Raw genomic sequence first — 26,802 nt, forward strand, 5'->3', positions numbered from 1 at the left:
GGAGAACGACTATGTTGAAATTATATTTTTTACCCGGAACTTGTGCTCTGGTTCCTCACGTTGCTTTGGAATGGAGTCATTTAGATTATCAAGCTATAGAAATCAGTCGTGAAGAGATTAAAAGTGCTGAATATCTTGCCATGAATCCACAAGGACAAGTACCATTATTAGTCGATGGCGACTGGAATTTATCTCAAAATCTAGCCATTCTTGATTACATTAATGATCTGGTTCCTGAACAAGGCATTTTTGGACGAGATGCCATCAAAGATGCGCGTGTGCGAGCCAGAGCACGCCAATGGATAGCTTATGCGAATAGTGATTTGCACCCTTGTTTTTTGACTATATTTAAAGCCAATAAGATGATTGATGGCGATGAAGCACAAAAAAATCTGATTCAAAAAGCTGTTGCCAATGTGATTAAAATGTTTGCTCCAATTAATCGCAGATTGGCTCAGCATCACTATGTGGCTGGTGACAACATCAGTATTGCTGATGTTTACATTTATGTTGTGTTACGCTGGGCTGAAATCTGTAAAATTGATCTCAGTCAGTACGAGCATCTGCCAGCATTCTACCAACGCATTGAAGCTGATACTGGTGTTCAGGCTGCACTAAAAACACAAAATTTGCTTTAATAACGAGCATGGTTTGACAATGATTCTCTGTTTTGTCAGCCAGCTTGTATGATTTAGATTTACGGAAGACACATGCCCAAAATTACTGTTTTGCCTCATCCTCAGCTTTGTCCCGACGGAAAGGAACTTGAAGATATTCCAACTGGAACCAGCATTTGTGATGCACTATTGGAGCATGATATTGAAATAGAACATGCCTGTGAAAAATCTTGCGCTTGTACCACCTGCCATGTGCTTATCCGTCAAGGATATAATACATTAAACGAACCAAGTGAACAGGAAGAAGATTTACTCGATCAGGCATGGGGGCTGGAAGCAGATTCTCGCTTAAGCTGTCAAGCTCGAGTCGGAGAAAGCGACATAACCGTGGAAATACCTAAATACACCATTAATCATGCCCGTGAAGAACATTAATCCGGTAGCTAAATCCTAATGCTGTATAAAACTAAATAGTGATCAAGATTACATAAAGATTTTGCCGATGAAATGGACCGACATACATTATATTGCTGAAGAGCTGGCCGATCGTCATGCAGAAATTGACCCCAGCCAGATTCGTTTCACCCAATTACGCGATTTAGTTTTGGCTTTACCCGATTTTGATGATGATCCCGATCATTGTGGTGAAAGAATACTGGAAGCGATACAACAAGCGTGGATTAATGAAATGGTCTGACCATCGGCCTATCATTGAATTTACTGCTAGGAGCCAATGTGGTTGATTGGCTCATTTTTAATGTTCATAGCGGATGTTCATTAAAATCTAAACCCTGCATCTGGCTTATCTGTGCTTAAACAAAATGACAAATCCCCTTTTGTTAAATCTATTAGCACGGATTAATCTGCTCTAGGATTAACTCTCTATGCCTTTTCAGTTTTCCGGCGTTGTAAGCGCCAGCCACAGAACTGCCAACAACGATTAAACACATGCCGGTAAACAAATACTGCACATAACAGACAACCACCTGCAGAACCTGCACAGATCAAAAACATGGTCAATAATTGAAAACGTATCGCCTGATCAGGAGAGGCTCCGGCCAGAATCTGACCAGTAATCATGCCTGGTAAGCTAACCAGACCAACAACACTTAATTGATTAATGGTAGGCAGCATCCCTGCTACCACAGCAGCACGGGCGGTATCTCGATAGGCTTCCCAGCCGCTTGCTCCTAAAGATAGCATCATTTCTACCCGAGATTGCTGTTGGCGTAAATCTTGTGTCAGTCGATCCAAGCACAATGCCACTGCGGTCAAACAGTTACCAAGAACCATCCCCAGAATCGGGATAACATATTGCGGAGAATACCATGGCTTAATATGCAGAACTGCATAAAGACCAACTGCAGCCGTCAGCCAAGAAGCAAACCAGACAGAAGATAACGCATCTCGAGTTAACCCTCGATAAACATAACTACCGCGTGATCGAGCTGAAAAGCCGGCTACCACAGTCATCACAACAATAATCAGCAATACCCAATACCATTGATTAGCGGCAAAAATCCACTTTAGCAGCAAACCAACTATCGTCAATTGCACCACAGCGCGCACAGCCGAAATTAAAATACGCTTAGTCAAACCTAATTTCAACCACAACGATACTGCGGCACTAATCAATATCAACAAAGAAGCCAGAGCCAATTCGCCAACACTTAAATAATGATCAGCTTGCATAGTGCTCCTCCTGATGCAATTGTTTAGTATGAGTCAATTTACCGGCATCAAAATACCAGACTTCATCACCAACTTCCTGCACCTGCTGCTCACTATGAGATATCCATAGATAAGCAGCTTCAGGGTTTTCGCTTTGCCACTGATTTAACAACTTCTGCACGAAATGTGCAGAGGTTTCATCCAATGATGCGGTAGGCTCATCCAGCAGCAGTACAGGCGGATTAAGCTGTAAAACGCGCATTAAGCACACCAGTTGCGCTTCACCACCTGATAAATCGGCTGTATCTCGTTCAAGAAAGTTTTTTTCTTTACCCAAATCTGAAAACACATGCTGCGCATATTCGGGATTGAATTTTTGCTGCGCATAACGATTTAGCGTATATGGCAATTGCAAATTATCACGTATCGTTCCCGGCACCAGCACCGCTTTTTGGCTGATATAGGCTATCTGACTGCGGTGTTCACTGATACTGTGGGCATCCAAATGCACTGGCTTACCATGGCGAAACAGCTTTCCGGCTGCTGGTAAATCCAACAAAGAAATCGTGCGTAAAAAAACCGACTTGCCAGCCCCTGAAGCACCGCTTATTGCCACGCGTGCTCCAGCCATTAACTGAAAGTCGGTATCCTGTAAAAGGACTCTGCCATCGTCATGTGCACGTTGACAGACTCGCTCACCAGATAAAACGGGTACATTCATGATGAACCACGCAGTTCTTTGGGTAGTACAAACATAATACTTTCCTCCACACCAGAGTTTTCAGTAACGGTTGCATATCCCCAAGAAACTATCTTCTGCACCACTTCATCTACCAGCACTTCAGGCGCTGAAGCACCAGCTGTAATTCCTACTTGTTGTTTACCTTCAAACCAATGTGGTTGTAAACAATCCGCATTATCAACCATATAAGCATCGACATTTAATAAAGCTGCCACTTCACGTAGCCGATTACTATTGGAACTATTAGGCGAACCCACTACAACAACCACATCACAACTTACCGCCAGTTTTTTTACCGCGTCCTGCCTGTTCGTCGTTGCATAACAGATGTCTTCTTTATGCGGACTCTTAATCAGCGGGAATCGTTGTTGCAACGCCGCGATAATATCACTGGTTTCATCTACAGAAAGCGTGGTCTGGCTAACATGTGCCAGTTTTTCCTCATTTTTGACCACCAAACCAGCTACATCTTCCACCCGCTCGACCAACAGCATCGTATCCGGTGCTAATTGTCCCATCGTTCCTTCAACTTCCGGATGACCTTTGTGACCAATCATAATGATCTGATAACCTTGTTCATCCAGACGGGACACCTCTTTGTGTACTTTCGTCACCAAAGGACAGGTGGCATCAAAAATACGAAACCCTCGAGCTATTGCTTCCTGCTGTACAGCCTTTGAAACACCGTGTGCCGAATAAATCAAAGTCGATTGAGGTGGAACATCATCCAAATTCTCAATAAAAACAGCACCTTTTTTACGCAAATTGTCCACAACAAATTTATTATGAACCACTTCATGCCGCACATAAATGGGTGCGCCAAATTGTGCTAACGCACGTTCAACAATACTGATCGCCCGATCTACGCCAGCACAAAATCCACGAGGATTGGCCAACAAAATACGCTTATTATTCATACAACTTCCGTTACCTGGTTGGTTTCATCTATTCTGCTCAGGCAGAAGGTTTATTTTTTCGATGAAAAAAACTCTCCAACACCAGCAACACGGCACCAACACAAATCAGGCTGTCCGCAATATTAAAGGCCGGATAAAACCAATTATGGTAGTAAAGCAATATAAAATCAACCACATGACCATGAATTAAACGATCTATTACATTGCCTACCGCTCCGCCTACGATCATCGCAGCGCCAAACTTGCCCACCGTTCCGAATCCATCGCAGATAATCTCTTTAAGCAAATACACACAAATAATCAGCGCCAATCCCATAAATAGAAATTTTTGCCAGCCACCTGCATCTGCCAAAAAACTGAACGCAGCACCGGTGTTGTAGACCAAAATCAAATCGAAAAATCCAGGTATCACCGCTGTACGTTGCATATATTGCATATGCTGCAAAATCAAATTTTTTGATAACTGATCCGCAATGATACTCAATGCGATAATCAAACCATAAATAAACAACTTTTTACCCATAGCTTTACCTAAGTTATTACAGGCGTGACCAAATAAAATCAGTCACGCCTGAATTCATATTAAACCCGACCAATGAAATCCAGTCATATCATTTCAAAGCAGATTATGCAAATAAGCGTTGCTCACCACTACCATCCACATTCGTGGCACATCGTCCGCAAATGGTAGGATGCTGGGGATCCGAACCAACATCATCAGTATAATGCCAACAACGTTCACATTTTTTACCTGAATCAACACTGATAATCGCGCTCAATTCTGCACCTTCCTGAACATTAACCCGAGCGACCATCAGCACAAACCGCAATTCTGCTCCCAAAGCAGAGATAAATGGCAGCAAATCTTGCGGTACAGTCAATTCCACATCAGCTTGCAGTGATGAACCAATACTTTTATCTGCACGTAGCGGTTCAATGGCTGCATTAACCACATCACGCACCTGACGAATGGCCGACCATTTTTGCGTTAACGTACTGATTTCCGCCTGATCTAATTCAGGGAAAATGTGCATTGTATGATATAGCACACTATCCTCTTCACTCGCGGTCAATACTGCCCATGCTTCTTCAGCAGTAAAACATAGGATCGGGCTCAGCAGCAATACCAAATTACGGGTAATATGATACAGAGCTGTTTGCGCGCTTCTACGCCCTAAGCTATTGGCCTGCATGGTATACAAGCGATCTTTCAAAATATCCAGATAGAAAGCACCCATATCTTCAGAACAGAACTGAACAATATCCTGTACAGCAAAATGGAAGGCATAACGTCCATAATAATCACCTGCAACGCGTTGTTGCAATTGCTGTGCCAGGATCAATGCATAGCGATCCATTTCTAACATTTGCGCCGTAGGTACAGCATCAGTTGCAGGATTGAAATCGCTTAGATTAGCCAATAAAAACCGCAAAGTATTGCGCAACCGGCGATAACTTTCGGTTACTCGTTTCAAAATTTCATCTGAAATAGCCAGTTCGCCTGAATAATCAGTAGAAGCAACCCATAAACGCAGAATGTCCGCGCCCAGACTATCATTCACTTTTTGTGGAGCGATCACATTACCGATGGATTTAGACATCTTTTGACCATTGCCATCTACCACAAAACCATGCGTCAGCAATTGCTTATAAGGTGGTGCCCCAACAGTGGCACAAGCGGTCAGTAGAGAAGACTGGAACCAACCTCGATGTTGATCCGAACCTTCCAGATACAGATCAGCTGGCCAGGATAATTCTGGACGCTGACGTAACACTGCATAATGCGTGCTACCCGAGTCGAACCACACATCCAACGTATCTGGCAACTTTTCATATTGCTCAGCATCAGCCGCATCTAAAAGTTCTGTTTTATCCAGAGCAAACCAAGCTTCAATACCGTGTTGTTCGATACGTTTTGCTACCTCTTCCAGCAATTCAGCTGAACGTGGATGCAACTCACCGGTCTCCTTATGTGCAAAAAACGCCATCGGAGTGCCCCAGTAACGCTGACGAGATACAACCCAATCTGGACGTCCTTCAATCATCGCTTCTAATCGCGCTCTACCCCACGCTGGGAAAAATTCTGTGGCTTCCACCGCCGTCATGGCTTTGTCACGTAAAGTTTCCCCATCACTGCCATCTTTATCCATACCAATAAACCACTGTCCGGTAGCACGGTAAATCAGAGGCGTTTTATGCCGCCAACAATGGGCATAACTATGGGTAATCTTACCATTTGCCAACAACTTATCCTCTTCAGCTACCCAATCGATGACGTGAGAATTACCTTCCCACACAGTCATACCAGCTAGCCGAGGCATATCACTGTTATATCGACCTTCAGAATTTACTGGGTTATATAATTTGATTCCATAGCGCAAACACACAAAGTAATCATCCAAACCATGTGCCGGCGCTGTATGTACCAAACCAGTACCTGCTTCAGTCGTGACATGCTCGCCTAATAAAATCGGAATATCACGATCAAGAAAGGGATGATTCAGATGCAGATTTTCCAGATTTTTACCCGTTGTTTCAGCCAAAACCGCAACTTTATCCTCATCCAAACCGTATCGTTGTAAAGCATCCTCAGCAAGATCTTTGGCCAATACAAGCTTACCTTTTGGGGTATCAATCAACTGATAAACCACTTCAGCCCCTACAGAAATGGCCTGACTGGCTGGCAATGTCCAAGGAGTGGTGGTCCAAATGACACCATAAGCTTCACCAATAATTTCATTCAATCCGAAAGCGTGGGCCAGAGCTGCATTGTCTTTGAACTGATAGGCGACATCGATAGCTGACGAAACCTTATCCTTATATTCCACTTCAGCTTCCGCCAAAGAAGAGCCACAATCCAAACAAAACTGAACGGGTTTTTCTCCTCGATACAAATAGCCTTGTTGCTGAATTTTACCGAGCGTACGCACAATATCAGCTTCAGTTTTAAAATCCATAGTCAAATAAGGGTGTTCCCAGTCGCCCAACACCCCCAAACGCATAAAATCCTTCTTCTGTTTGGCAACCTGCTCTTCTGCATATTCACGACATAATTCACGAAATTTCGCTGCCGGAATATTCTTACCATGTTTTTTTTCAACCATCAGCTCAATCGGCAGACCATGGCAATCCCATCCAGGCACATAAGGTGCATCAAATCCGGCCAACGTTTTACTGCGGATAATAATATCTTTCAAAATCTTATTAACAGCATGTCCAATATGAATATCACCATTAGCATACGGTGGGCCATCATGCAAAATAAACTTCGGCCGACCAGCAGCAAGCTGACGCAACTTCTGATAACGTCTCTGTTCATACCAAGATTGCAACCACCCGCCTTCGCGTTTAGCCAGATTTCCGCGCATCGGAAAGGGTGTATCCAATAAATTTACTGTTTTACTATAGTCAGTCATGACCTTCTCTTCAAAAATATAATTATCTAATAATCTTGTTAAACATTAATCAGTACATTGAGGCTACCTGAAACATATCAACCAATCAGGCAGCCTGCCATATTCGTGCTGCTGCCATATCTGCCTCAATCTGCGCCTGTAAAGCAGACAAACAATCAAATTTGAGTTCATCTCTAAGCTTATGTAAAAAATGAACCTTTATTTTTTGTTCATATAAATCAGCGTCAAAATCAAAAATATGAACTTCTAGCTTTTGCTGACAGTCTGTAGAAACCGTAGGATTCAAACCAAAACTGGCTACTCCACGTTTACGACCAAAATCTCCGCTAACATCCACGACAAACACACCATTCAGAGCATAGCGCAAAGGTGGTAAATCCACATTTGCTGTTGGACAACCCAGCTTTCGGCCCAATTGCTGACCATATTTTACCTTACCACTAAGCGTATATTCATGGCCCAATAACATTTGTGCATAGGTCAAATTACCCGCTTCCAATGCTTGACGTACTGCTGTGCTAGAGGCTCGAACATCATTGATGAGTACTGAAGGTGTGTTTTCTGTCGTAAATTCAGACTGTGCCTGCAATAAAGCAAAATCACCACTGCGTTTTACCCCAAAGCGAAAATCATCACCCACCAACAGATACCGCGTATTAAGACGCTCAATCAATACCTTTCTCACAAACTCCATCGCTGGTGTATCAGCAAAAGACTGATCAAAGTTCAGCACATAAACTGCATCCACACAGCTACTTTCCGCTAACAAAGCCAGCTTGTCACACAATGGCGTTAGCCTATATGGCAAAGGTTGGGCTAATTTTCGAGCGAAAAACTCCTGTGGTTGCGGTTCAAAAACCACCACAACAGATATCAGACCGCGATTGTGTGCCTGCTGACGCAGACACGACAAAATATGCCTGTGTCCACAATGTACCCCATCAAAATTACCGATTGTGACTGCTGCACCTTTCATACAATCCGGCTGCTGGTGTTCTCCCAACCAAACTTGCATATAAATCTTGAATAATTCAAATAATAATACACCGCATTGTAAACATTTCAGCCTGCGTTAGCCAGCGTAAATAAACAGTAAGTTGCAGACCAGCAATTCAATAAAATTCACCTTATTCTCAAAACTAAACAAAATTTGATACAGCCATGACCCTAATTCTTGTTAAAATAACCGGTCATATCGTGCTCAGGCAGAACAGAGCCCGGCACTAAACATTGAAAACACATTAGGTAAAACAATGACCTTTCGTTTTGACATCATCTACGAATATCGCGAAATGTTCTTTTACGGCGCCCTTATTACCTTGGGCGTATCGCTGATTTCAACCTTATTCGGTACCTTTTTAGGTCTGTTTTTTGCTCTAGCTCGTATTATCCGCGTGGAAAAAGGCGGTTTGTTCATGCGTGCACTGACGTGGTTATTACGTCAAATTTCACTGTTATACGTCACCCTATTTCGGGGCACGCCACTGTTTGTACAGATATTTATTTGGTATTACGTCTGGTTTCCGATTCTTATTCATCCAACTAGCGGGCTGATTATTAATGGTGATTATGCCGTCGAACTACGGCGTAATTATGGGGCATTGATTACCGGCATACTAGCGTTATCGGTCAATTCCGGAGCCTATATTACCGAAATATTCCGCGGAGGTATTCAGTCAATAGATCGCGGTCAATTTGAAGCGGCACGCTCACTCGGACTAAGTTATACCCAAGCCATGCGCTATGTGATTTTGCCACAAGCAATTCATCGCATGCTGCCACCAATTGGTAATGAATTTATTACCCTTCTTAAAGACAGCTCCTTATTGTCCGCTATCGCCGTAGCTGAGCTGGCATTCACCGCACGCACCGTGGCGGGGCGCTATCTTAATTATGAGACACCATGGTATACCATCGCGGTGATCTATCTGCTCATGACCATGGCTTTAAGTTGGTTGTTTTCCTGGTTGGAGAAAAAATATAACAAAGGTTATCGCCATTAAATGATTTAAAATTTTGCCCAGCCATGATCTACAATATCAAAGTAAATGCTGGGCAATTTTTCGCCATCAAACTGCATACATTCCAGATTTCAGATCAAAATCACAACAAACTTTTTGCATTATAAGCAAATTAAAATTAATTATTAAAAACAATTAATTAAAATATTTCATCAAATTATTGTTATTTATAAAAAAATATCTTATTTTTTTATGTTATCTATTTAATTTAAAACTCAGTCAAGGCAAATTTCAGCCATTTTGCATAAAAAATATTATGCCCAAATAATAGTTGAAATAAATTTAGCATCATACTTACAATAACTCATTTATTGGGTCGATTAATTTTTTAAGAGGTTGATGCATGGATAAACCATCTGCTCAGATTGAAGAACTTGAAACACTTTTTAAATTACTGGAAAAAGGCGCCATCACTAAAGATGAATATGATATGCAAAAGAAAGCCATCTTGGCATCTCATCATGACGATGATGAGACAAATTGCACAGAAGAAACCATAGCCCAAGATCCAGACAGACAAGATCAGCAACAACCCAGTTTTACTCCGTCCCAACCACAACAACATTCAGCCTCGCCCGAACCCAACCCTAGTACCAACTCAGCGACACAATCTGTTGTAACACCAAAAAAACAAAGCAATAGCGTAAAAATAATTCTAATTTTAGTTATTGGGTTGATTATCTTGGTAGCGATGTATTTCATCTTTAGGTCTAAAGAAGAGCCTAAAACCGCACCTGTTGCCGTTGCAGCTTCTAGCACCAACATGGCAAGCAACATCCAGCCTGCCTCTGCACCGCAAGTTGCAAGTGAGACGGGAAGTGAGACTGCAAGTGAAGCCAAACAAACTAATCAACAAGAAGAAATTAGCGAAGATGCTACAGGCTTGAGTCTGAACACCAGGACACCGGAAGAATTAAATAATCTTCTAATTAAATATCAGCAGCAACGCAGTCGCGCCGAGGCCAGATTACGCAAAGTTTGGACGGGGCTTGATGAAGACTTTAAAAACTCCATATTAGATGAGCAAAAAATCTGGGACAATACCGCTTTAGAAGAAAACTGCACCTTAGAGGGTTATAAAAGCCCAGAGGCACTGCAAGTCGCTAAACTATACTGCGAGTCAGGCATAATAAATTCGCGTGCAGAAACCTTGCTTGAAAGACAGAAAGAAGATTTAGCCCATATTAAAGAAGAAATGGTTGATCAGGCCGAACAAAAATCTAAAGACGCTATTCAACGCTTAGAAATCACCTGGAAAACAATTCCACAGGACGTTCAGCAAAACTTAAACCAAACTTATTTACAATGGATCGAAGAAACAACAGGATATTGTTTGTCCAGACCAACGGCAAAAAATGTTCCCCAAACCAAAATCAATATGTATCAATGCATCAGCGACAAAGCTGAAAAGAAAATTCAAGAATTAAACGGTTATAAAATATAATTTTATTTTGAATCAACAAGCTAAACCGAAACGGTCTGGCTTGTTGATTTAAAACCGAGTAAACCATCAAAAAAACAATAACCTGTAGTCATTGCAATGACGAATAGTTATCTGCAAAATCAATATCCAATAGTGATAAGAGTATTAACTAAAGCTTCATGGCGTTGCGCACAATCATTATAGCGTCCTACCACCGCCATAGCCCAAGGCAACACATCCTGACCACTCGAACCATTCAAATTTTCAAGAGCGGGGCAAGGTGCAATAAGATTAGCTGGAATATTAACGCTCGTTGATGGCTTGGTTGATGAGCTGCACGCCTGAAGCATCAAGACACACATTACTATAGACAGGTACTTTAACAATTTTAGTAATTTGCCTTTTCTGTTCATCTCGTTTTACCTCATTTTCAGCTTTTTGTTTTTCATAGTCTTGACTGAGCTTATTGGCAGCTGCTTGCTGTTTGGCTCGAGCTTTTTGCTGTATTTGCTGTTCAGCCAGCCTCCCTTGGTTGTATCCCCTTCGATATTGATCATGACCATATGTAACCAGGCTAAATAACCAAATCAGCACCAACAAAATTCCAGCGCTAAAAATCATATAATTAACGTTTCTCAAGCCAACATCCTTACGCCTCATTCGTACTTAGCTTGCCGGTTGAAGATAGTACCGGCAGCGTGTAGCGAGTAGCTGACGGAATAGATTTAACCAATTTTCCCACCCATTTACTGGGCCAATAAAATCCAGTAGCCCTACTCATGGCAAAAGCAGCAATACTGACTGCATCACCTTGATTACCACCCAGCACCATTAAATTCCCTCTGGTATCTTTGCCCACAACAAATCCAACGTGCCCTCCTCCTTGTCGGGTAAACGTCACAATACATCCATAGGCAGGTTGATCAAGTCTCATCATCACTAGAGAATCAGCCCATGCACTTGCACGAAACCAATTCTTAACCACATACCGATTAGTTACGCCCAAACAATGCCCAACAAACAGACCACACCATGGAGTTTCATCATCGCGCCACCATGCTTTACTTTCATGACTATATTGCCCCATATCCTCAAGCCATCGAAGTAATGTCTGATTGTGCTTCGATCCTTTAATCTCACGTAAGCCCAAAAACTTACGTCCCTCCGCAATCCAAGCTAATTCACTCATCGAAAAGATCCTTCAATGCAAATCCTAAATAAAATCTCTATTCAGAAATAAAAAAAAGCAGCTTATTCAGCTGCCCTCCCAAAATTAAACGCTCCAAATTAATCCGATTATTTAAAATACTTAGCGATTTAACACGCTAAGTTCATAAACTACTTTTTCTCTGAATCGCTAATCATCTTTTCTGCTCGATTACATAAAGCATTAATTAGTCGCTGAATCGCTTTAGGTGCCATGCCTTTTAAGGCATCTAATAGTGCCGGCGAAACAATGCCACAAAAAACACCTACTCCACCATAAAGCCAAGGATGGACAGGAGAAAAGAAATAATCTGCCACACTGACAGATAAAACAATTCCTGCCAGAACCATTAATCCTGATAAAGTTCGTCCATAACGTTTCACATCCGTGGCAATAAGCGAACCCAACAAACTACCTCCAATCGCAAAGACAATTGCAACACTAAAAGCGTCTTCAAATAAATCCATGTCATAGCCCTTTGCCTTGCTTTTTATCTTCTAAATGTTTTGCATGACGGTTTAAATATAAACCAGCAAAACTACATACAATCGTTAATACAGCATACGTTGTCATACCGGTTGAGACAGGTGGATAACCGGCAATAAACATTCCAGTAATTACCGCCCAGATCAGCGATGAAAACATTAATAAGAAACTGCTCACTAACTTTAAATGGTAAGATTTAACCACAGCAAACCCTAGCTGCAATATCGAAACAACGACCAAAATACCAATCAAACTGGGCTTGTGCAGATGTTGAAATTTTTCGTACAAATCAGCTTTGTACAACTCATCCCCTGCCAGCAGAAAAGTAAACGCAAAGCCGAGCATCGCCAATCCCGAAAACACTTCTATCGCCCTTGTCCCTGTTTCAAACAACCAATTTTGAATTTTATCTGGTAAAAATCGTAGATCCAGCAGCCAATGTAGCCAGTCAAATGCTTTAAACATGTTATTTGCCTTTATAAAAAAACCCGCTGTAAAGCGGGTATTAATCAATGGATTTCTTTAGCTTCTTCCCAAAACTCAAACAGTTTATCTATTTGCATATTCAAGGTTTGAGTTAAAAATTTCCAGATATCATCATTTATCAAACTCAACTCACTTGCTTCATTAATGGCATTGCGTACTTTAATCAAATGCGTGCCTACAAGTTCGCGTTCGACAATTTCAAGCAAATTTCCTTTATTCTCGCCGCGGCTGATTTCAATTCCAGTCAGAAACTGATTTCTGCTCAGACTTCCTGCAGCTATACGCCGATCCATTAGCCGCAGCTCATCTGCATTGCTTAGCTCCACCCACGTGTTTTTTGATTCTGACCACTTGGAGTAAGGTATTGGCGGGATCGTAGTAACAGCCTCCGGTAACGTTCCTAGCTCATGATGGGTTAATTGCTCGCCTGTTTTTTTATCAAACACAATCTTGCCGCGATGGTCTTCTACATACTCCCAAGCACTACCAGACCAACGAGACGCATAACCTTTTTTTAATTTAGGTTCCGGTGCTTCAACTGCGCCACGAGGAATTAAGTAACGTGTAGCATTTTCTAATGGGTCTAAATCTGCCTTAGTCATACACAGAAAATAATTGTTTTCATCCAACTGACAAACCCATTTAAATTGTTGATCTAAATTCATATTTATTCCTTATTCAAATTTTGATACAGGCCAATAACGCTATATTTCGTGGTCGATTTTCTGAACCCGTTGGAACCACTCGGGATGCGTCAAAATTTATGCTCGATATGTTATTTGAAGAACCCGTGTTCACACCCGCGCCCATCATCACGCTTTTGACCGTTTGAATCGCCCCATTTGTGCCGTAACGATTTCCTAGAGTCTGTACATGGAATACTTCACTTTGCCCAACAATGTTGCGAATTGCGTCGCCCTGCTCGCATCCGAATATGCGCCCCTTATCAACGCCTTTGCCATCATCCCAACTTCTCAAAAACTCACCACGTAAATCAGGTAAATTAAAAGTAGTCGATCCATTCCCAGCGCCATAGTGAGTGCCAATCGCTGCAAATAAATTGGCATAAGTTGTTCTGGAAACTTCTGCACCATTAGCCTTTAGCCAGCCAACTGGTGCCCATGGCTGAGCAAAAAACTGTACAGCCCCCGGTGGTGTTACATTGATGTCTGAACCGCCATCAAACAGAACCCCATTGATATATCGAGGTGTTTGTAATTTTGTAGCAGTGGTGGCATTAACCCCTTCTCCTGCTAAAATTTTCCATCCAGTAGGATTTTGATTCGGATTCGTTTTATTTTTATCAATTGTAGAAATAAATAATCGACGGTTATCATCAGCAATTAAAATCGCCCCAGTAGAATATCCACCTATTGCATTAGCATGATTTGAATCAAAGTAGAAAAAACCACCTTTTTGCTGATGAACAATCGACGCTGATAAAGCATGTAAAATACCATTAAAATCCATTCCCTTAGGTGGCAATCCACCTGACTCCATCGGTTGCATAGTGACATTTGGAAAGCCTTCGCTCCATGTCGCATCTTCAGGATCTTGACCTGTCTGGCGAGTATTTTGAATTGTGTTTTTACTGCCATTACTCGCAAATGCTTGCGGGATTAAAATCGGGTTCTCACTCATGCAAAACTTCCTTGATTAAATGGCTGAAAGCCTGTTCCGGAAAAACCAAAAATCCCCTGTGGCGGGGATTCTCGGTAATCAATCTGTACCCCACTGGGGCGAGGCAAAAGGCCAAGGTTATAAATTAGGTGTCGTTCAAATTTATTCGGGATAAATTCAAAAAAATACCGGCCTTTCATATGACCGGTGATTAAAAAATAAACCCTTTTATTGGGGAATATCATCCGCAGGTACTTATTAATATTAGGCGCAGTAGCATAAAGAATATTAGCCGCAGCCTTAATCATAATCAGCGTTCGAAAACGTTCATCGGATAATCTATAAGCATGAAAACGCGCACCTGCAGAACTAAACGGCTGATTATTAAATGGTGCAAAAGATTGCGGATCAGCCTTAAAGCCAAACATATTAAGATCATCCGGTGGAATACTGATATTGCGATTAACGCCTACAATCCTACCCCAAATATCTAAACCAAAACCTTTTGCTGTCCGTACATTAAAAGCGAGCTGAAAAAAATCATCTATCGATTTAGTTGGATCAACACAATCATTGATACTTTCAATCAACTTAACAATAATCGGACTATTTGCATATTGCGACATCAACGTATCTTGAATATTTTTCATAGGATTTTTATCTGATAAACCGTGGTTGTAGGAAATTCATCAACACCTATTTGGAGCATATCCTGCCAATTCTGCCCATCTTTACTGATTCGCAGTGCAACAATCGATAGATGGGGAATAACTGCAGCAACTGGACAGATAAACTTCGAAGCAATCACCGCTTGTCCAATTGCTGCTCTGGTTGTTCCAGTAGCAAGCGCATCAATAATCGCCGCTTTGATCGCTTCACTGTCTTGATGAGACAATTGATCTTTATCATCAACAACCACCTGAAAAAAAACCGGCACCATGGCCGGTCTTAAAAACTTCACCGTATAAGTAGGTGGTCGAACCGGAAAGTTTTCCGTATCAGCAATAACACAACTCGTATTGCCATTAAAAGAACAGCCTGATCCCGCTTTGGTCAAAATCGTACGGGCAATTTGCTCATCATCTCCACCCATCACCGCAACCAGAATACTGTTACGGATAACTGGATAGTGGGTTGCCCCTACGCTAATCGTTTCATCAGTTGGATTGTCAACAACATACACATCCTTAACATCTGGCAAATCTGCTATAGCTCCATAAGTGGATGCATTGGTATTCTTGCTGTTAATAGCAACCGAAGCATGACGCCGCTTTTCAAAGTCTAAGCGGCTTTCCTCCTTAACTCCCGCCATCGCGGCACTAGGATTAGTGACCCGATCTAAACCGAAAATGGCTTTCGGAATAGTGGTAATGGTGTCTGCTGCTGCATTGATATTACCTGCTTCCGTACAAAGCGCATGGGCAGTCACCTGTCCATTGCTGGCTATAACAGTCGCTTGAGTTAGCTGCCATGCCTGACCATTATCATCAACAAATTGAGTACCTGCTTTAATTGTCGTACCTGCCAACCCGGTTAACAACAAATCCACATTAGAATGCGTAGCCTGTTTGCGCGTCATAAAATAAATATAACCAAGACCATCCTGCCAGATACCCTGCGCATAGCGAGGATCAAATTGATTGAGCAGATTGATCATTTGATTGCGCTCATCAGTGATGATTGCAGCTAGTGAAGTAACCAGCTGTCCTTGTGGCGTATTCATCGCCGTGTTTAAATCATGCCCGAAAGCCTCTTTAAACATCTCCCATAAACCCTTGATGACATCATTAGTCGCAGGTGCCACAATACCTTGATCCGTTACCTGCAAAGCTGGAATACTCATAACCCGATCACCCCCGTTATATTCTTATCATTAGTGAATTTAATTTGTCCGCTCACAATACGTTCATGAGTAAGTTGTAATTCAACCTCGGCTGATACCACGTCAGGTACAGTTAAAGCTGCATCCTGTAAATACTTACGATATAAAGCCAGTGGGTATTTACCCTTACCTAAAATATCAGTTAAATAAGGAATGCCATCCTGTTGGTTAAAGTACATATCCTGCTTAATTGTCCGGCAAGCACAAGCAATATCTTGTGCCTGCTGATAAGTTGAGCTAGCTATGGCAATATTTCCACTGGCATCCAACGCCAAGTCCCAACTATTTGGCATTAAAAATAAAGTCTTCATGAATTAGGCTTTCCTGTATGACCACTACCCGAGGCAACTCCTCCATGAGTATGATTTTTCAGACTTACGGAGCCAGCTTTAACATCACCATCTGAGCTAATTCCCCCTCCACCGGTAAATTGAGCTGTTTGGCTAGCATTAACGGCAAAGCTGCCGGTTTGGGTGGTTACTGATGACGCTTGCAACTTGATGTTTGGCGCTTCTAAAGTAATGCTCTTGGGTGAATGTATCACGATGCCATTGCTGGCGAATTGCACATACTGCTGCGGTGTTCCGTTTAAAAAACCACCGATATATAAACCATCATTCCAGTCATGTTGTCTGCGGCTGGCTGGTGCGGATTCTGCTTTATTGCGTTTCACTGCGGATATATCTCTGGAAGCAAACGCACATAAACCAATATCACCCACCACCGGATCACAGATAATCGCATTTACCCCGCCCTGCAATCGCAAATAAGGCACACTGAATATTGTGCCCACCGCATAAACATTCCCTGCGCCATCAACCATCTGTACCAAGGGCCGAACATCCACCGTGCCCACCGGCGCAACACCAGCTCCGTTTACCGCCACCACCTGCACCAAAGTAACCGTCTGCAATTTGGACAATAAATTATGAATAACAGCATTAAACTCTGCTGCGCCGCCTAAGGAATGATTGATATTAAAAGGACTTAAATTTTCATAATTGGCTGATGCTTCCATTCAATTATTCCTCCATGTTGCGGCTACGTCACAATACCAATTACCATTCGGTAGATTAGCATCCAGATTTTTGGACAAACCATAAATCCGCCATTCACCATTACAGACATCAATCAGACTATCTTGCATACGGCACATACCACCAAAACGTAACATCGGATCATAAAAACATTGAAAAGTTATCCCCTTAACATCAGGTGTCGGATAGCCTATCAAACCAGATTTAGGGCTAATAATTGGTATCATGAGATTTCTAGGCTCACCTTGATTAGTAATAGCAATAATCTTGTTTTCAATATACATATCAATAGGATACCTATCCGCCAAAGCGGCTAACTTTTCCAAATTCGACCCATTTAAAGTCATATTTTCAGTTTTAATCGACACCCCATTATTTTCAAACTGAAAACCCATATCACCACAGATAGCCTCAAAAATATCAGCCAAATCAACAATACCTTTTCGTTGATAAGATAAAACCGGCTTTTTACTATCATAAGCTGCAGCTTGGGTTTCTAACAGCAGACAGACATCCGGAATAGCCGACAAATCTGGTGAAGCAAAAGTAATATTGCCCTCAAATTCCGTATGCATTTCACCATCAATCCCTACCTCCACCTTAACCAAATTGTTAAGAGCTTCTAGCGTATTCCACCTAATGCGCAGCAACTTAGTCATCTTATCCAGTGCCAGCCCATAAATTCGAATCTGTGCCGTAGGCATAACAGCCCCAAAACCAAATTGCATATTGCATTGCACCCTCAATCCGGTTGCACTTAATTGATTAGCATCATCAACAAATACAAACTTTTCGCCCTCATCATCCCTACCTAATAAAGTAATCGTTAACCTAATTTGCTTACGCTTCATCGTTATATACCAAAAAAAACCGGCTATTTAAGCCGGAATAAACTGGATCATCATGCCCATTTAGATCAATAAAAACCAATTGTTTTATAATTGGCGTATTATTAAGACAAACACGATTTTGGATAATTACCCCGTCACGATTATTTTCCACACTGGCATATAATTTGCCCAAACGAGTTCTCAACGTTAAAACCCAGCGCAGATTATCAACAATAAAAGAAATCCGTTGATTTGCAGCTTTCTCCAATGGAATAGTCATCAAAGTCATTTAAACCATCCTTTGACAGAAGACACCACCTCTTCCATCTTTTTCATAACCATTTCAGACGCACCTAGTGGCTGCTTTTCGCCTCCATCCTTTGATTGAGTATCATCTGGATTTTTCATTTCATCAGACTTATACATAACCATTACTTCCCTGACCTCTTCCAAATGCAAGTTAACCTTTATCAACTGCGCTCCGTCTTGCGCTTCACGCACAAGATCATACCCAGCAATACAGGCATTGGTATAAACATATTCAGGTGTAATAATATGGAATTTCAACGTACTGGCTGCCAGCATATCAATTTGTTTCAGAAAGACACCGCGCATTAAAGTCCCCCCGCTTGCCTTAGATAACTGAACTGTCGCTTTATACGGTTCGGCTACCTTGTTATAACTGACGAAAGATCCTCGTTCAAGCGGAGCCTGAGAAATTGAGTAAGAATTTGAAAAATTGAGAGAGATGACACTATCTGCCAATAAAATCGGCACCCCATACTCATTAAATATGCCCCAGTAATTGCCAAACACCACTTTCAGCAATGCTAGCCCACCCAATGTCATAACTGTTTTCGTGTCCACCTTATTCAGATCCTTTAAAACAGGAACATTGGGCATTCCTTCTATTAATGGCATAAATTACTCCAATAAAAAAGCCAGCTGATTGCTGGCTTGGATTTGCAATAATCAAACAATAATAACTCAGCCCTTTTTAATTTCGCTGTGGTAAAAATCATCAAGGCATTTAGTCATTTCTTTAGTGAAAGGTTTACCCCTTTCAAAGATTTCTGTAATTCTGCAATCACCATCTTTTTTGCATTTTACCTGATAAGCAACCGAACGTTTTTCTAACCCCTTTGTAGCTCCAATTGTTACCTTAACCCTGCCTGGCATTGGTTCAGTAAATGTTAGCTTGGCTTTTGGATTTAAATCCTGCCCCTGCCATAAAACACCATGGTCAATGCAGCCTGTAGTGCCTTGAGTTATTTCTCCATATTTATTATCTCTTGCGTATACTTTTTTAATATTACTATCAAAGTATTTTAAATAATAATACGGATTATTATTTGTTTCTCGACTCTCAAACTTTACGCTTTCTTTATACATTCCTTTTATATATTGCAATTGTAGGCTTTCTGCGAGAACATAAGAGCTGAAAAATAAGCTTAATAAAACTAAAAATACTTTTTTCATGTCATCGAAGCTCCAATTTGATTCATCAAATAGTTATTTACACCCTTAACAGCAGCACCAACATTACCGCTAACCGTTTTTGCGGAAGTACTGACATTAACAGCGTTTATATTAACATTAACCAGCCTACTATTATCATAATTATTAATGGATGACGTTTTCATTGATTGTGGATGTGTAACCATTCCTTGAGCCTTTTTACCCTGTTGTTGCAAATAATTTTTGGAGAGGGGGCCTTTCCCATGCAAGTATATTTCATATAAGTTCATAGACTTAGTCATGCCGATATCCCCGCCATTAGTTTTTTTTCTAGCTGCGGCTATATTTCCTTCACGAGCTCTCTTCAATGCTCCACTCCTCACAAAATGCCAGGCAGCAGAATCAGCACGCAAATAAGGGTCCGTACCTATCAAATCGGGATTAGACATAATATCTTGTCGACCTGAATAGTTTGCATAAGCTTGATAATTTGCCCGTCCTGTAAGTTGAATTCCTCCTCGCCCCCTAAACATCCATCCATCATCAGGATTTATATTACCATTCATACCCTTATACATAATATTACATTTTTCTTTAGGGGTTAATCCTGCAAATACTGCTTCTTGATTGTCTTTGTGCAAATTTAACCAATTCCTAATATTTTTTTGACTCCTGGCAAGTTCTCTCCAACGTTTTAAAGAATAATTCCCACTTTCAAAAAATGAAGTCCCTCCCCCTGTTTCAGTATGCACATTCGATAAGAATGCTGCCTCTACTTCTGGCCCATTGATGTTATGTTTTTTCATTGCTTTATGCAATTCTTCAACAAATCTTTTTTTTTCCGACTCTGCTTTATTGGAAAAATTTGTCCCCTTTATTGTTACGGGGTTATTGGCATCACTTCGTACAGTTTTGTTCTGCTTATTTAAATTATTATTATCTGAAAAAAATAATAATTTTCCACTTGATGAAAAGGGTATACCTCCAATTTTGATATCTGGTTTTTTACACATAAGAGGGGTAATACCATTTCCTTCCATTTTCCACCATGCTACATTTCTAGAACTCGTTTTATTTTCTACTTTCTCAGTTAAATTCATTGCATTTTTATTTATTTTCCCTACCCCTCCCGCTGTTCTGCTGTTACTCTCCTTAGTTTTAGTTGATGGGTTTGGACCAGGAACAACTTGTTTATTTGAATTTACAGGTCCATTAAGCTTAAATGAATTGCCAGATTTAGATACTAATTCTTGCTTTATACTATAAATATTTTTCTTATTTATGTGGATAAATTTTTCAGTACCTCTTATCGCGTCAGCTATATCTCCTGTACTTAAATTTTCAATTAGATTGTTATAAACTATTACAAATGGTAATAAATCGTTTGTAACATTTTTAGATAGATTGTAATATTTGTATCGCAGTGAACGATGAGATAACTTATTTTCACTCATGTCATCTTTCTTTTAAACTTCTTTTTATGTGTAAAAAAACGGACATATTTTCCGTTTTGCCAGATTGCTGTCTCTTTCTATTTATTTCCATATTTCTGAATCAGTTGAGTGTTATACTCTGCCACCTGATGCACCTCCAGAATATTTAATGCATCCTCAAGACTTAAAACCGTATCCAATTCAATATAAGAAGCCAGCCCGGACAACATCACCTGACTGGCTAACATAGAAACGTTTACATTTTTGGCTAATACACCATCTTTAAATGGCAGTCCCGCCGCTAATTGTTCGTATCTGGGGAACTGCCTGCGGTTAAAAAATCCAGATGAATCAACAGAGCTTCCTTTAGCCTTTATATGCCTGCGAAAAAAAGAGATTGGTTGTATACATAAAACCCAGCTATTTATGCCATCAACACGAAGGCGATAACATTTTTCATCATGTTATTAATACTCCAAGTTGGTTAAATAGGTAATTCCTTATTCTTTGACAGCTCCAGTATTGCTATATATGATTTTTATCTTACATAATTCGATTCGGTATATTATTGATAATAGTACCTGATTTGCATGTATAACTTGTATAGGTTTTCCCATCAAATACAGTTACACCACCTTTTTTATTAGTTCCATTGATGGAATATCCATAGCCCTTGTTGGTCATTTCAATTGACCCCATTCTTTGCCCCGTGTAACCATCTGTAGTTGCACCCATATCAACATCTTCGGCTTTATTGAAAAAGACGAGTTCAGGCTTATCATCCCGACCAAACTGATAACGATACTCCTGATGTTTGCGCGTTACTGACAACTTTCTATTGTTGTCTATTTTACAAGAGAAAATAATACTTTCAGCAAAGCTGGGTAAGGAAATTGCTAGCAAGAATAATAAAAAAGTTTTTTTCATGTCATCGAAGCTCCAATTTGATTCATCAAATAGTTATTTACATCCTTTGCGCTTGGGTACTTGCGCCGCTAACACGCCAGCTTTGATGTCGTGATTAATTTGCGTTTTTTACTTGATCGTGTATTTTTGAATCTGGTCTGGGTGATTCCCCCAGCCTACCCATACATCCTTAACAGTAATTTTATTTCCATTCAAAGACTGAAACTGCATTACAAAAACGCGCGGAGGAGCACTTTTATTTTGCTGAACTTTCTCTACCAGCATAGCTGTATTTACATTGAGCCACCTAACGCGCAACAGGAACGGCGTATTTAGCTCACAATTAGATACCTGTTCATCATACATATTCGCAATTGAGCCATCTTTCGAAAAAGATACTCCCGCACAAGTCGCACCTACAAAAGTAAGCTTCTTTCCTGATACAACCTGTTTAAAATCAGTTGCCAAAGCCAAGGAGGGTAGCAGTAGAGCAATTAATAATATTTTTTTCATGTCATTGAAGCTCCAATCTGGTTAATTAGATAGTTATTAACTCCCTTAACGGCAGCGACAACATTACCGCTAACCGTTTTTGCGGAAGTATTAACATTTACAGCGTTTATATTAACATTAACCAGCTTTCTATTGTCACTATGGTTAACAGTATTAGCTCCAGATTGTTGAGTGCGAATAACTTCCTTGGATAAGCGTTTTGCGTTATAAATTGTCTCCGAATCTGCGGTCTTTTTATAGAAGTCATCTCGGTTTTGATGCCCCTTACTATATTTAGGATCATTTATCCTCCAAAGGATATAATTTTCACCGAGCGCTCGATTACCGGTATGGTAATCGACATCAGGGTTATCTAAAAATTCCTTTTTGGTTCTAGCATAATCTTTTGTGGTTCTTATTTCGTCTAGCATAAATTCAACCATGGCATCAATTGAGGCTCTGGATTCGGGCATTTTGCCATTTTGCCATAATCCTTTCGATTTTAGAGAATCAACTAATTTCTTACCTCGGGCTCCTTGCCAGGAAATCATTCCAATGTTAATTTTTTTATTTTGTGGGTCAAAATGCGACGAAAATAGTTTCTCTTTAAAAAATGAGTTTTCCCGTCCTACCTCTGCCGTCATAATTCTGGCTTGCTGTACTGATAACCCGTGTTCTCGAAGTGACTCATAAACTTGTTGAATCCAATAGTTTTGGCCTTTTTTTGGTGTATTCCCAGCGGAATTTGTTGGACGAGCTGTTGATGGTTTTTGGAGGTTTGTTAAATTGACCCTTTGCCCGAGAGCTATTCCAAACTCGGTCATACACGCATTACGGGGTAGAGTTTGAGACCAATTGACTGCCTTTGAAAAATCCGCTCTACGACAATAACCATTATTTCGCTTAACAGGGTTTCCTCTAACAAATATTGCAGCCCCGGGTATTTTTTCATTGCTCGTGCTTGGATTTTTAGTCCTTCCTCCAGCCTCAGATTGTTTTGTTGAATTCGCAGCTACATTCATCTTAGACGAATTACTCGTTTCTAAATACCAATCAGGATTATTACTCAACACCCACTTCAAAGTTGAAATATGTTTATTTATTTCTTGTTGAATTTTACTAGCCTCATTTGCTTCATTTTTATGATTTATTTGACTGTTATTAGAAGTATTTTTTTGAACCTGTGATTTTATCTGAACGAGCTCATTACCATGAGTAGATTTTAATCTTTCTTTCGATTGACTTGATTGAAGATTTAACCACTCTAAATTGCCCTGAATAGCCCGTTGAATACTTTTCAACCTAGCTGCCAAATCTCCTCCAGTGCCCTGTGACATATTTGACATTGATTGAATTAATCTCGCTGTTTGTTCAACAGTAATGTGAACATTTTTAGTTAATTTTTTTTCAATACCATTATTTAATTTATCTACATATATTGAATTAATCAAAGATCTTTCCAGTTCCTTATACTTTTGCATAACTTTATAGCTTTGATCAAAAAAACCGGACAAATATTGTCCGGTCTTGCCAAGGTCTCGTCCTGCTTTATTGTTTGCCATATTTCTGTACCAGTTGTTTGTTGTACTCTGCCACCTGATGCACCTCCAGAATATTTAATGCATCCTCAAGACTTAAAACCGTATCCAATTCAATATAAGAAGCCAGCCCGGACAACATCACCTGACTGGCTAACATAGAAACGTTTACATTTTTGGCTAATACACCATCTTTAAATGGCAGTCCCGCCGCTAATTGTTCGTATCTGGGGAACTGCCTGCGGTTAAAAAATCCAGATGAATCATCAGGGCTTCCTTACGCAGCATAAATAAAGTTTTAACATCCTCAATATCACCGGAATCATCATCAAATATTAAATCTCGTGCCACTCCCCCGCTGGGAACGATCTGTACGCAAGTGAGCAATTCATTCATCAACTCATTGCCAACCAGCGGATCGATATGACTGATGGCATTCAACGCAACTTTAGCCATACCGAGCATACCTTCATCTTCATCGAACTGCTGCGTTTCAATCCCACTTCTTGCCAAAGCAAATAAAGCTTGCTGTGCCCATCTGTCAGCCTGTAATAATGGCATTTCGGTGATTAAAAACGTTTTACCGGCATCACGACCAGAGTCCATAGTGACCGTTTTTGTTTTACGTGCCATCAGTTAAATTCCTCTGCCCCATTCAACATTAAATTAAAAGTATACTGACTACCGGCTAACAACTTCTCACCAGAAATACCACCAGTTAGCTTAATTAATGCACCAGAAGCTTTAAAGCGTTTTTTCACGGATGGAACTTCCACCACAATATCAATCAAACGTGACTCCATATTGGCATTAAAGTCCTTACGGATATTTTCCATAATATCCACCGACGGACTATTGGCTTCCAGAAAAAGCGACCACTCAACTTCATGTGGTGTATAGCCGATGGACTGTTTACCGTCCACACCAACGCGAGTTTCGCTCAAATTGGCATCACCAAAACTCCATGCATTATCCGCCTGAAAGCCTTGTAATTTAATAAAATTATCGTAAACTCCCTTACAACGCAGCATCAAAACAGCATTGGCTGAAGTAATTGTTCTTGGGTTGTGTCCTATAGGCATAACTAATCCTTTACTTAAAAATTAAACCCGCGCAAATGCACGGGCTAGATCATAGAGAGAAAACATTACTGCACATTAATAGAGGCCAGATTCACCGAGTGAATACTGCCACCATCCGTGTACCAAAGCTTGATCGGTAACGAACCTCGCTGACCGCGAACTTGTGCAGCAGCCTGTTGAATCAACAAACAATAACCCGTAGTTTCAATTTGACGTGCTGCATCAAAACCCGCTTCATAATTAATTTGAGATTTTTGCCCTTCAGACAGATTGATACCACTTTGGATTCCACCAAAATTGATCATTTCCTGAATCGGGTCTTCAGCAGCAGCGCGATGAATAGCAATACCATCAGCATTATAAGGAATAGCTTTATAACTGATGAGCATATTCATAAACGCTAATTGCAATTGAGCATTAAAATAAACCTGATTAAGATAAGTATCGACCCAGGCAAAATCACCGCTGACCTTAGTATTGCGGAAAAATATAAATCTTTCATTAGCGGTAGCCCATGCGCCATAATAAGCATAACCATTACTCTCAAGCGCATCCGCATCCTTTAACGCCGTTACCGCAGCAGCTATACCACTTTGGCGTTTGAATTCCATAGTAGAACGACCATTCATTTCACGGAAATTAATTGAAGCAGCATAACCACACGCCAATCCAGCCTGTTCCAAAGTGCCATAAATAGCCGTTGTTCCCGAAATGGCATTTTCTTTTAACCAAGCGGCAAAACAATTATTATTATTGGCAATCAGAGCTGTTGGCTCCTGACCGTGATAGACAAACCAATAACGGTCATTTTGTTTACTGTTCCATTTTGCTAAAGATTTCTGCTTATCAAGACCAAAAGTTGTGCCAACCGTGGTAATTACCGCAAAATTCAGCGTATACGCCGCTACCCGTTCCATTACCGTATCTGGGCTATCAGCCTGCGTCGCATTATCAACAACAGCACCACAATCTTTAGTCAGCTTTAAAGAATCTGCCACAACACCAGCGGCAAAAGAAATAGCTGAATTTGCGCCGGATTTAGCCGAACTAATAATAAACGCTTGTAACTGGGTATCAAAAGAAACTGCTACCGACAAAGCAGCAGACAATTTCACTGCAGCCTCACTAAAACTGGTTACATCACTTAAATTAACTGATCCGGAAACAGCCGTGCCATCTATCGTCAAAACTAAATCACCACTGATTTCTTTCAGCTCCTCCAGATCAAGATTCTTCACGCTGGCACCAATCAACTTGGCACTGGCATCAGCCATATTGTAACGGGCGATAAAAAGTGATGCTGGCTTAATCGTTGAGCCGACATAGCCATCAAAATAACACTGGGCGAATTTATATTGGTCACTATCGAACCCAAAAACCTGACCAACATCTTCTGCACTTGGATATTGCTTAACCGGATACACACTTTTATCGGTTAATACTACAGTATTCAAATCGAGCGCATCACCGCCGGCACTGATCACGGCTGGATTAACACGAACGACATTATTTACTGGTATAGATGGTAACATATTCAT

34 protein-coding genes are annotated in these 26,802 nt (G+C 40.8%); 5 read left to right on the forward strand and 29 right to left on the reverse strand.

The annotated features are described in order from the left end of the window. Positions 1-11 precede the first annotated feature (11 nt). The 3 genes from J3U68_RS08125 (at position 12) to iscX (ending at position 1,314) form a co-directional block, all read left to right on the forward strand. The gene (locus J3U68_RS08125) at positions 12-638 is read left to right on the forward strand and encodes a glutathione S-transferase family protein (RefSeq protein ID WP_267375963.1); all 627 of its coding nucleotides are present in this window, start codon (positions 12-14) and stop codon (positions 636-638) included. 72 nt (positions 639-710) lie between these two features. Further along, positions 711-1,052, forward strand: a complete 342-nt coding sequence (gene fdx / locus J3U68_RS08130) for an ISC system 2Fe-2S type ferredoxin (RefSeq protein ID WP_267375966.1) — start codon at positions 711-713, stop codon at positions 1,050-1,052. 67 nt (positions 1,053-1,119) lie between these two features. Continuing rightward, complete coding sequence (gene iscX, locus J3U68_RS08135; protein ID WP_267375968.1) at positions 1,120-1,314, forward strand: Fe-S cluster assembly protein IscX; 195 nt, start codon at positions 1,120-1,122, stop codon at positions 1,312-1,314. A 185-nt stretch (positions 1,315-1,499) separates the two neighbouring features. On the opposite strand, the gene J3U68_RS08140 is transcribed toward iscX, so the two are convergent. The 6 genes from J3U68_RS08140 to ribF all read right to left on the reverse strand — a co-directional run bounded on the left by J3U68_RS08140 (position 1,500) and on the right by ribF (position 8,378). After that, positions 1,500-2,309 carry an ABC transporter permease gene (locus J3U68_RS08140; protein WP_267375969.1) on the reverse strand — a complete coding sequence of 270 codons (810 nt, stop codon included), beginning with the start codon at positions 2,307-2,309 and terminating at the stop codon, positions 1,500-1,502. Further along, positions 2,299-3,009 (reverse strand): ABC transporter ATP-binding protein, encoded by a 711-nt coding sequence (locus J3U68_RS08145; protein WP_267375970.1) that lies wholly within the window; start codon positions 3,007-3,009, stop codon positions 2,299-2,301. Before J3U68_RS08145 ends, J3U68_RS08140 begins: the two co-directional genes overlap by 11 nt. Continuing rightward, positions 3,006-3,947 (reverse strand): 4-hydroxy-3-methylbut-2-enyl diphosphate reductase, encoded by a 942-nt coding sequence (gene ispH / locus J3U68_RS08150; protein ID WP_267375972.1) that lies wholly within the window; start codon positions 3,945-3,947, stop codon positions 3,006-3,008. The genes J3U68_RS08145 and ispH overlap by 4 nt, the downstream gene beginning before the upstream one ends. A gap of 37 nt (positions 3,948-3,984) precedes the next feature. Then, positions 3,985-4,470, reverse strand: coding sequence for a signal peptidase II (gene lspA, locus J3U68_RS08155; RefSeq protein WP_267375973.1), 486 nt, complete (start codon positions 4,468-4,470; stop codon positions 3,985-3,987). 103 nt (positions 4,471-4,573) lie between these two features. After that, the gene (gene ileS, locus J3U68_RS08160; RefSeq protein WP_267375975.1) at positions 4,574-7,363 is read right to left on the reverse strand and encodes an isoleucine--tRNA ligase; all 2,790 of its coding nucleotides are present in this window, start codon (positions 7,361-7,363) and stop codon (positions 4,574-4,576) included. A gap of 85 nt (positions 7,364-7,448) precedes the next feature. Beyond that, on the reverse strand, positions 7,449-8,378 hold the full coding sequence (gene ribF / locus J3U68_RS08165) for a bifunctional riboflavin kinase/FAD synthetase (protein ID WP_267375977.1): 930 nt from the start codon (positions 8,376-8,378) through the stop codon (positions 7,449-7,451). 238 nt (positions 8,379-8,616) lie between these two features. Between ribF and J3U68_RS08170 the strand changes: the two genes are divergently transcribed. Beyond that, positions 8,617-9,366 (forward strand): amino acid ABC transporter permease, encoded by a 750-nt coding sequence (locus J3U68_RS08170; RefSeq protein WP_267375979.1) that lies wholly within the window; start codon positions 8,617-8,619, stop codon positions 9,364-9,366. 361 nt (positions 9,367-9,727) lie between these two features. Further along, the gene (locus tag J3U68_RS08175; RefSeq protein ID WP_267375981.1) at positions 9,728-10,828 is read left to right on the forward strand and encodes an SHOCT domain-containing protein; all 1,101 of its coding nucleotides are present in this window, start codon (positions 9,728-9,730) and stop codon (positions 10,826-10,828) included. Between the two features lie 282 nt (positions 10,829-11,110). Here J3U68_RS08175 and J3U68_RS08180 read toward each other — a convergent pair whose 3' ends face one another. The 23 genes from J3U68_RS08180 to J3U68_RS08290 all read right to left on the reverse strand — a co-directional run bounded on the left by J3U68_RS08180 (position 11,111) and on the right by J3U68_RS08290 (position 26,796). Next, positions 11,111-11,401, reverse strand: coding sequence for a hypothetical protein (locus J3U68_RS08180; protein WP_267375983.1), 291 nt, complete (start codon positions 11,399-11,401; stop codon positions 11,111-11,113). A 55-nt stretch (positions 11,402-11,456) separates the two neighbouring features. Beyond that, positions 11,457-11,996, reverse strand: coding sequence for a TIGR02594 family protein (locus J3U68_RS08185; RefSeq protein WP_267375985.1), 540 nt, complete (start codon positions 11,994-11,996; stop codon positions 11,457-11,459). Between the two features lie 149 nt (positions 11,997-12,145). After that, positions 12,146-12,481: a hypothetical protein gene (locus J3U68_RS08190; protein WP_267375987.1), complete on the reverse strand. Its 336-nt coding sequence runs from the start codon at positions 12,479-12,481 to the stop codon at positions 12,146-12,148. 1 nt (position 12,482) lies between these two features. Next, positions 12,483-13,013 carry a hypothetical protein gene (locus J3U68_RS08195; RefSeq protein ID WP_267375989.1) on the reverse strand — a complete coding sequence of 177 codons (531 nt, stop codon included), beginning with the start codon at positions 13,011-13,013 and terminating at the stop codon, positions 12,483-12,485. Then, on the reverse strand, positions 13,010-13,651 hold the full coding sequence (locus J3U68_RS08200) for a hypothetical protein (RefSeq protein WP_267375991.1): 642 nt from the start codon (positions 13,649-13,651) through the stop codon (positions 13,010-13,012). The genes J3U68_RS08195 and J3U68_RS08200 overlap by 4 nt, the downstream gene beginning before the upstream one ends. 13 nt (positions 13,652-13,664) lie before the next feature. Next, positions 13,665-14,627, reverse strand: a complete 963-nt coding sequence (locus J3U68_RS08205) for a phage tail protein (RefSeq protein ID WP_267375993.1) — start codon at positions 14,625-14,627, stop codon at positions 13,665-13,667. Then, positions 14,624-15,256, reverse strand: coding sequence for a DUF2612 domain-containing protein (locus J3U68_RS08210; RefSeq protein ID WP_267375995.1), 633 nt, complete (start codon positions 15,254-15,256; stop codon positions 14,624-14,626). Before J3U68_RS08210 ends, J3U68_RS08205 begins: the two co-directional genes overlap by 4 nt. Further along, positions 15,253-16,449 carry a baseplate J/gp47 family protein gene (locus J3U68_RS08215; RefSeq protein ID WP_267375996.1) on the reverse strand — a complete coding sequence of 399 codons (1,197 nt, stop codon included), beginning with the start codon at positions 16,447-16,449 and terminating at the stop codon, positions 15,253-15,255. Before J3U68_RS08215 ends, J3U68_RS08210 begins: the two co-directional genes overlap by 4 nt. Beyond that, positions 16,446-16,799, reverse strand: coding sequence for a hypothetical protein (locus J3U68_RS08220; RefSeq protein ID WP_267375998.1), 354 nt, complete (start codon positions 16,797-16,799; stop codon positions 16,446-16,448). The genes J3U68_RS08215 and J3U68_RS08220 overlap by 4 nt, the downstream gene beginning before the upstream one ends. Continuing rightward, positions 16,796-17,506 (reverse strand): Gp138 family membrane-puncturing spike protein, encoded by a 711-nt coding sequence (locus tag J3U68_RS08225; protein WP_267376000.1) that lies wholly within the window; start codon positions 17,504-17,506, stop codon positions 16,796-16,798. The genes J3U68_RS08220 and J3U68_RS08225 overlap by 4 nt, the downstream gene beginning before the upstream one ends. Beyond that, complete coding sequence (locus J3U68_RS08230; protein ID WP_267376002.1) at positions 17,507-18,376, reverse strand: baseplate hub protein; 870 nt, start codon at positions 18,374-18,376, stop codon at positions 17,507-17,509. It lies immediately after the preceding gene. Then, on the reverse strand, positions 18,366-18,644 hold the full coding sequence (locus J3U68_RS08235; protein WP_267376004.1) for a hypothetical protein: 279 nt from the start codon (positions 18,642-18,644) through the stop codon (positions 18,366-18,368). Before J3U68_RS08235 ends, J3U68_RS08230 begins: the two co-directional genes overlap by 11 nt. Beyond that, positions 18,641-19,276 (reverse strand): phage baseplate protein, encoded by a 636-nt coding sequence (locus J3U68_RS08240; RefSeq protein WP_267376005.1) that lies wholly within the window; start codon positions 19,274-19,276, stop codon positions 18,641-18,643. The genes J3U68_RS08235 and J3U68_RS08240 overlap by 4 nt, the downstream gene beginning before the upstream one ends. 66 nt (positions 19,277-19,342) lie before the next feature. Beyond that, entirely contained in the window at positions 19,343-19,834 is a 492-nt protein-coding gene (locus tag J3U68_RS08245) for a hypothetical protein (RefSeq protein ID WP_267376007.1), read from the reverse strand. Further along, on the reverse strand, positions 19,831-21,267 hold the full coding sequence (locus tag J3U68_RS08250; protein WP_267376010.1) for a glycoside hydrolase family 19 protein: 1,437 nt from the start codon (positions 21,265-21,267) through the stop codon (positions 19,831-19,833). Before J3U68_RS08250 ends, J3U68_RS08245 begins: the two co-directional genes overlap by 4 nt. A 77-nt stretch (positions 21,268-21,344) precedes the next feature. Further along, positions 21,345-21,494, reverse strand: coding sequence for a hypothetical protein (locus tag J3U68_RS08255; RefSeq protein WP_267376011.1), 150 nt, complete (start codon positions 21,492-21,494; stop codon positions 21,345-21,347). 295 nt (positions 21,495-21,789) lie between these two features. Then, complete coding sequence (locus tag J3U68_RS08260; RefSeq protein WP_267376012.1) at positions 21,790-22,173, reverse strand: hypothetical protein; 384 nt, start codon at positions 22,171-22,173, stop codon at positions 21,790-21,792. 108 nt (positions 22,174-22,281) lie between these two features. Then, the gene (locus tag J3U68_RS08265) at positions 22,282-22,665 is read right to left on the reverse strand and encodes a hypothetical protein (RefSeq protein ID WP_267376014.1); all 384 of its coding nucleotides are present in this window, start codon (positions 22,663-22,665) and stop codon (positions 22,282-22,284) included. Beyond that, the gene (locus tag J3U68_RS08270) at positions 22,662-24,206 is read right to left on the reverse strand and encodes a hypothetical protein (RefSeq protein WP_267376015.1); all 1,545 of its coding nucleotides are present in this window, start codon (positions 24,204-24,206) and stop codon (positions 22,662-22,664) included. The genes J3U68_RS08265 and J3U68_RS08270 overlap by 4 nt, the downstream gene beginning before the upstream one ends. Then, the gene (locus J3U68_RS08275) at positions 24,193-24,342 is read right to left on the reverse strand and encodes a hypothetical protein (protein ID WP_267376016.1); all 150 of its coding nucleotides are present in this window, start codon (positions 24,340-24,342) and stop codon (positions 24,193-24,195) included. Before J3U68_RS08275 ends, J3U68_RS08270 begins: the two co-directional genes overlap by 14 nt. Before the next feature lie 53 nt (positions 24,343-24,395). After that, a complete protein-coding gene (locus tag J3U68_RS08280) occupies positions 24,396-24,815 on the reverse strand; it encodes a hypothetical protein (RefSeq protein ID WP_267376018.1) in 420 nt (139 codons plus the stop codon). Further along, complete coding sequence (locus J3U68_RS08285; protein ID WP_267376020.1) at positions 24,815-25,264, reverse strand: phage tail fiber protein; 450 nt, start codon at positions 25,262-25,264, stop codon at positions 24,815-24,817. Before J3U68_RS08285 ends, J3U68_RS08280 begins: the two co-directional genes overlap by 1 nt. A gap of 65 nt (positions 25,265-25,329) precedes the next feature. Next, positions 25,330-26,796, reverse strand: a complete 1,467-nt coding sequence (locus tag J3U68_RS08290; protein ID WP_267376021.1) for a DUF3383 domain-containing protein — start codon at positions 26,794-26,796, stop codon at positions 25,330-25,332. Between the last annotated feature and the right edge of the window lie 6 nt (positions 26,797-26,802).

The organism is Snodgrassella sp. B3882 (genome assembly GCF_026535915.1).
GTDB lineage: Bacteria > Pseudomonadota > Gammaproteobacteria > Burkholderiales > Neisseriaceae > Snodgrassella.

What these genes read in the sequence shown, in the direction of transcription:
- J3U68_RS08125 (WP_267375963.1), top strand. Translation starts at nt 12, where the DNA reads ATGTTGAAATTATATTTTTTACCCGGAACTTGTGCTCTGGTTCCTCAC.
- fdx (WP_267375966.1), top strand. Translation starts at nt 711, where the DNA reads ATGCCCAAAATTACTGTTTTGCCTCATCCTCAGCTTTGTCCCGACGGA.
- iscX (WP_267375968.1), top strand. Translation starts at nt 1,120, where the DNA reads ATGAAATGGACCGACATACATTATATTGCTGAAGAGCTGGCCGATCGT.
- J3U68_RS08140 (WP_267375969.1), bottom strand. Translation starts at nt 2,309, where the DNA reads ATGCAAGCTGATCATTATTTAAGTGTTGGCGAATTGGCTCTGGCTTCT.
- J3U68_RS08145 (WP_267375970.1), bottom strand. Translation starts at nt 3,009, where the DNA reads ATGAATGTACCCGTTTTATCTGGTGAGCGAGTCTGTCAACGTGCACAT.
- ispH (WP_267375972.1), bottom strand. Translation starts at nt 3,947, where the DNA reads ATGAATAATAAGCGTATTTTGTTGGCCAATCCTCGTGGATTTTGTGCT.
- lspA (WP_267375973.1), bottom strand. Translation starts at nt 4,470, where the DNA reads ATGGGTAAAAAGTTGTTTATTTATGGTTTGATTATCGCATTGAGTATC.
- ileS (WP_267375975.1), bottom strand. Translation starts at nt 7,363, where the DNA reads ATGACTGACTATAGTAAAACAGTAAATTTATTGGATACACCCTTTCCG.
- ribF (WP_267375977.1), bottom strand. Translation starts at nt 8,378, where the DNA reads ATGCAAGTTTGGTTGGGAGAACACCAGCAGCCGGATTGTATGAAAGGT.
- J3U68_RS08170 (WP_267375979.1), top strand. Translation starts at nt 8,617, where the DNA reads ATGACCTTTCGTTTTGACATCATCTACGAATATCGCGAAATGTTCTTT.
- J3U68_RS08175 (WP_267375981.1), top strand. Translation starts at nt 9,728, where the DNA reads ATGGATAAACCATCTGCTCAGATTGAAGAACTTGAAACACTTTTTAAA.
- J3U68_RS08185 (WP_267375985.1), bottom strand. Translation starts at nt 11,996, where the DNA reads ATGAGTGAATTAGCTTGGATTGCGGAGGGACGTAAGTTTTTGGGCTTA.
- J3U68_RS08190 (WP_267375987.1), bottom strand. Translation starts at nt 12,481, where the DNA reads ATGGATTTATTTGAAGACGCTTTTAGTGTTGCAATTGTCTTTGCGATT.
- J3U68_RS08200 (WP_267375991.1), bottom strand. Translation starts at nt 13,651, where the DNA reads ATGAATTTAGATCAACAATTTAAATGGGTTTGTCAGTTGGATGAAAAC.
- J3U68_RS08205 (WP_267375993.1), bottom strand. Translation starts at nt 14,627, where the DNA reads ATGAGTGAGAACCCGATTTTAATCCCGCAAGCATTTGCGAGTAATGGC.
- J3U68_RS08210 (WP_267375995.1), bottom strand. Translation starts at nt 15,256, where the DNA reads ATGAAAAATATTCAAGATACGTTGATGTCGCAATATGCAAATAGTCCG.
- J3U68_RS08215 (WP_267375996.1), bottom strand. Translation starts at nt 16,449, where the DNA reads ATGAGTATTCCAGCTTTGCAGGTAACGGATCAAGGTATTGTGGCACCT.
- J3U68_RS08220 (WP_267375998.1), bottom strand. Translation starts at nt 16,799, where the DNA reads ATGAAGACTTTATTTTTAATGCCAAATAGTTGGGACTTGGCGTTGGAT.
- J3U68_RS08225 (WP_267376000.1), bottom strand. Translation starts at nt 17,506, where the DNA reads ATGGAAGCATCAGCCAATTATGAAAATTTAAGTCCTTTTAATATCAAT.
- J3U68_RS08230 (WP_267376002.1), bottom strand. Translation starts at nt 18,376, where the DNA reads ATGAAGCGTAAGCAAATTAGGTTAACGATTACTTTATTAGGTAGGGAT.
- J3U68_RS08235 (WP_267376004.1), bottom strand. Translation starts at nt 18,644, where the DNA reads ATGACTTTGATGACTATTCCATTGGAGAAAGCTGCAAATCAACGGATT.
- J3U68_RS08240 (WP_267376005.1), bottom strand. Translation starts at nt 19,276, where the DNA reads ATGCCATTAATAGAAGGAATGCCCAATGTTCCTGTTTTAAAGGATCTG.
- J3U68_RS08245 (WP_267376007.1), bottom strand. Translation starts at nt 19,834, where the DNA reads ATGAAAAAAGTATTTTTAGTTTTATTAAGCTTATTTTTCAGCTCTTAT.
- J3U68_RS08250 (WP_267376010.1), bottom strand. Translation starts at nt 21,267, where the DNA reads ATGAGTGAAAATAAGTTATCTCATCGTTCACTGCGATACAAATATTAC.
- J3U68_RS08255 (WP_267376011.1), bottom strand. Translation starts at nt 21,494, where the DNA reads ATGTTAGCCAGTCAGGTGATGTTGTCCGGGCTGGCTTCTTATATTGAA.
- J3U68_RS08260 (WP_267376012.1), bottom strand. Translation starts at nt 22,173, where the DNA reads ATGAAAAAAACTTTTTTATTATTCTTGCTAGCAATTTCCTTACCCAGC.
- J3U68_RS08265 (WP_267376014.1), bottom strand. Translation starts at nt 22,665, where the DNA reads ATGAAAAAAATATTATTAATTGCTCTACTGCTACCCTCCTTGGCTTTG.
- J3U68_RS08270 (WP_267376015.1), bottom strand. Translation starts at nt 24,206, where the DNA reads ATGGCAAACAATAAAGCAGGACGAGACCTTGGCAAGACCGGACAATAT.
- J3U68_RS08275 (WP_267376016.1), bottom strand. Translation starts at nt 24,342, where the DNA reads ATGTTAGCCAGTCAGGTGATGTTGTCCGGGCTGGCTTCTTATATTGAA.
- J3U68_RS08280 (WP_267376018.1), bottom strand. Translation starts at nt 24,815, where the DNA reads ATGGCACGTAAAACAAAAACGGTCACTATGGACTCTGGTCGTGATGCC.
- J3U68_RS08285 (WP_267376020.1), bottom strand. Translation starts at nt 25,264, where the DNA reads ATGCCTATAGGACACAACCCAAGAACAATTACTTCAGCCAATGCTGTT.
- J3U68_RS08290 (WP_267376021.1), bottom strand. Translation starts at nt 26,796, where the DNA reads ATGTTACCATCTATACCAGTAAATAATGTCGTTCGTGTTAATCCAGCC.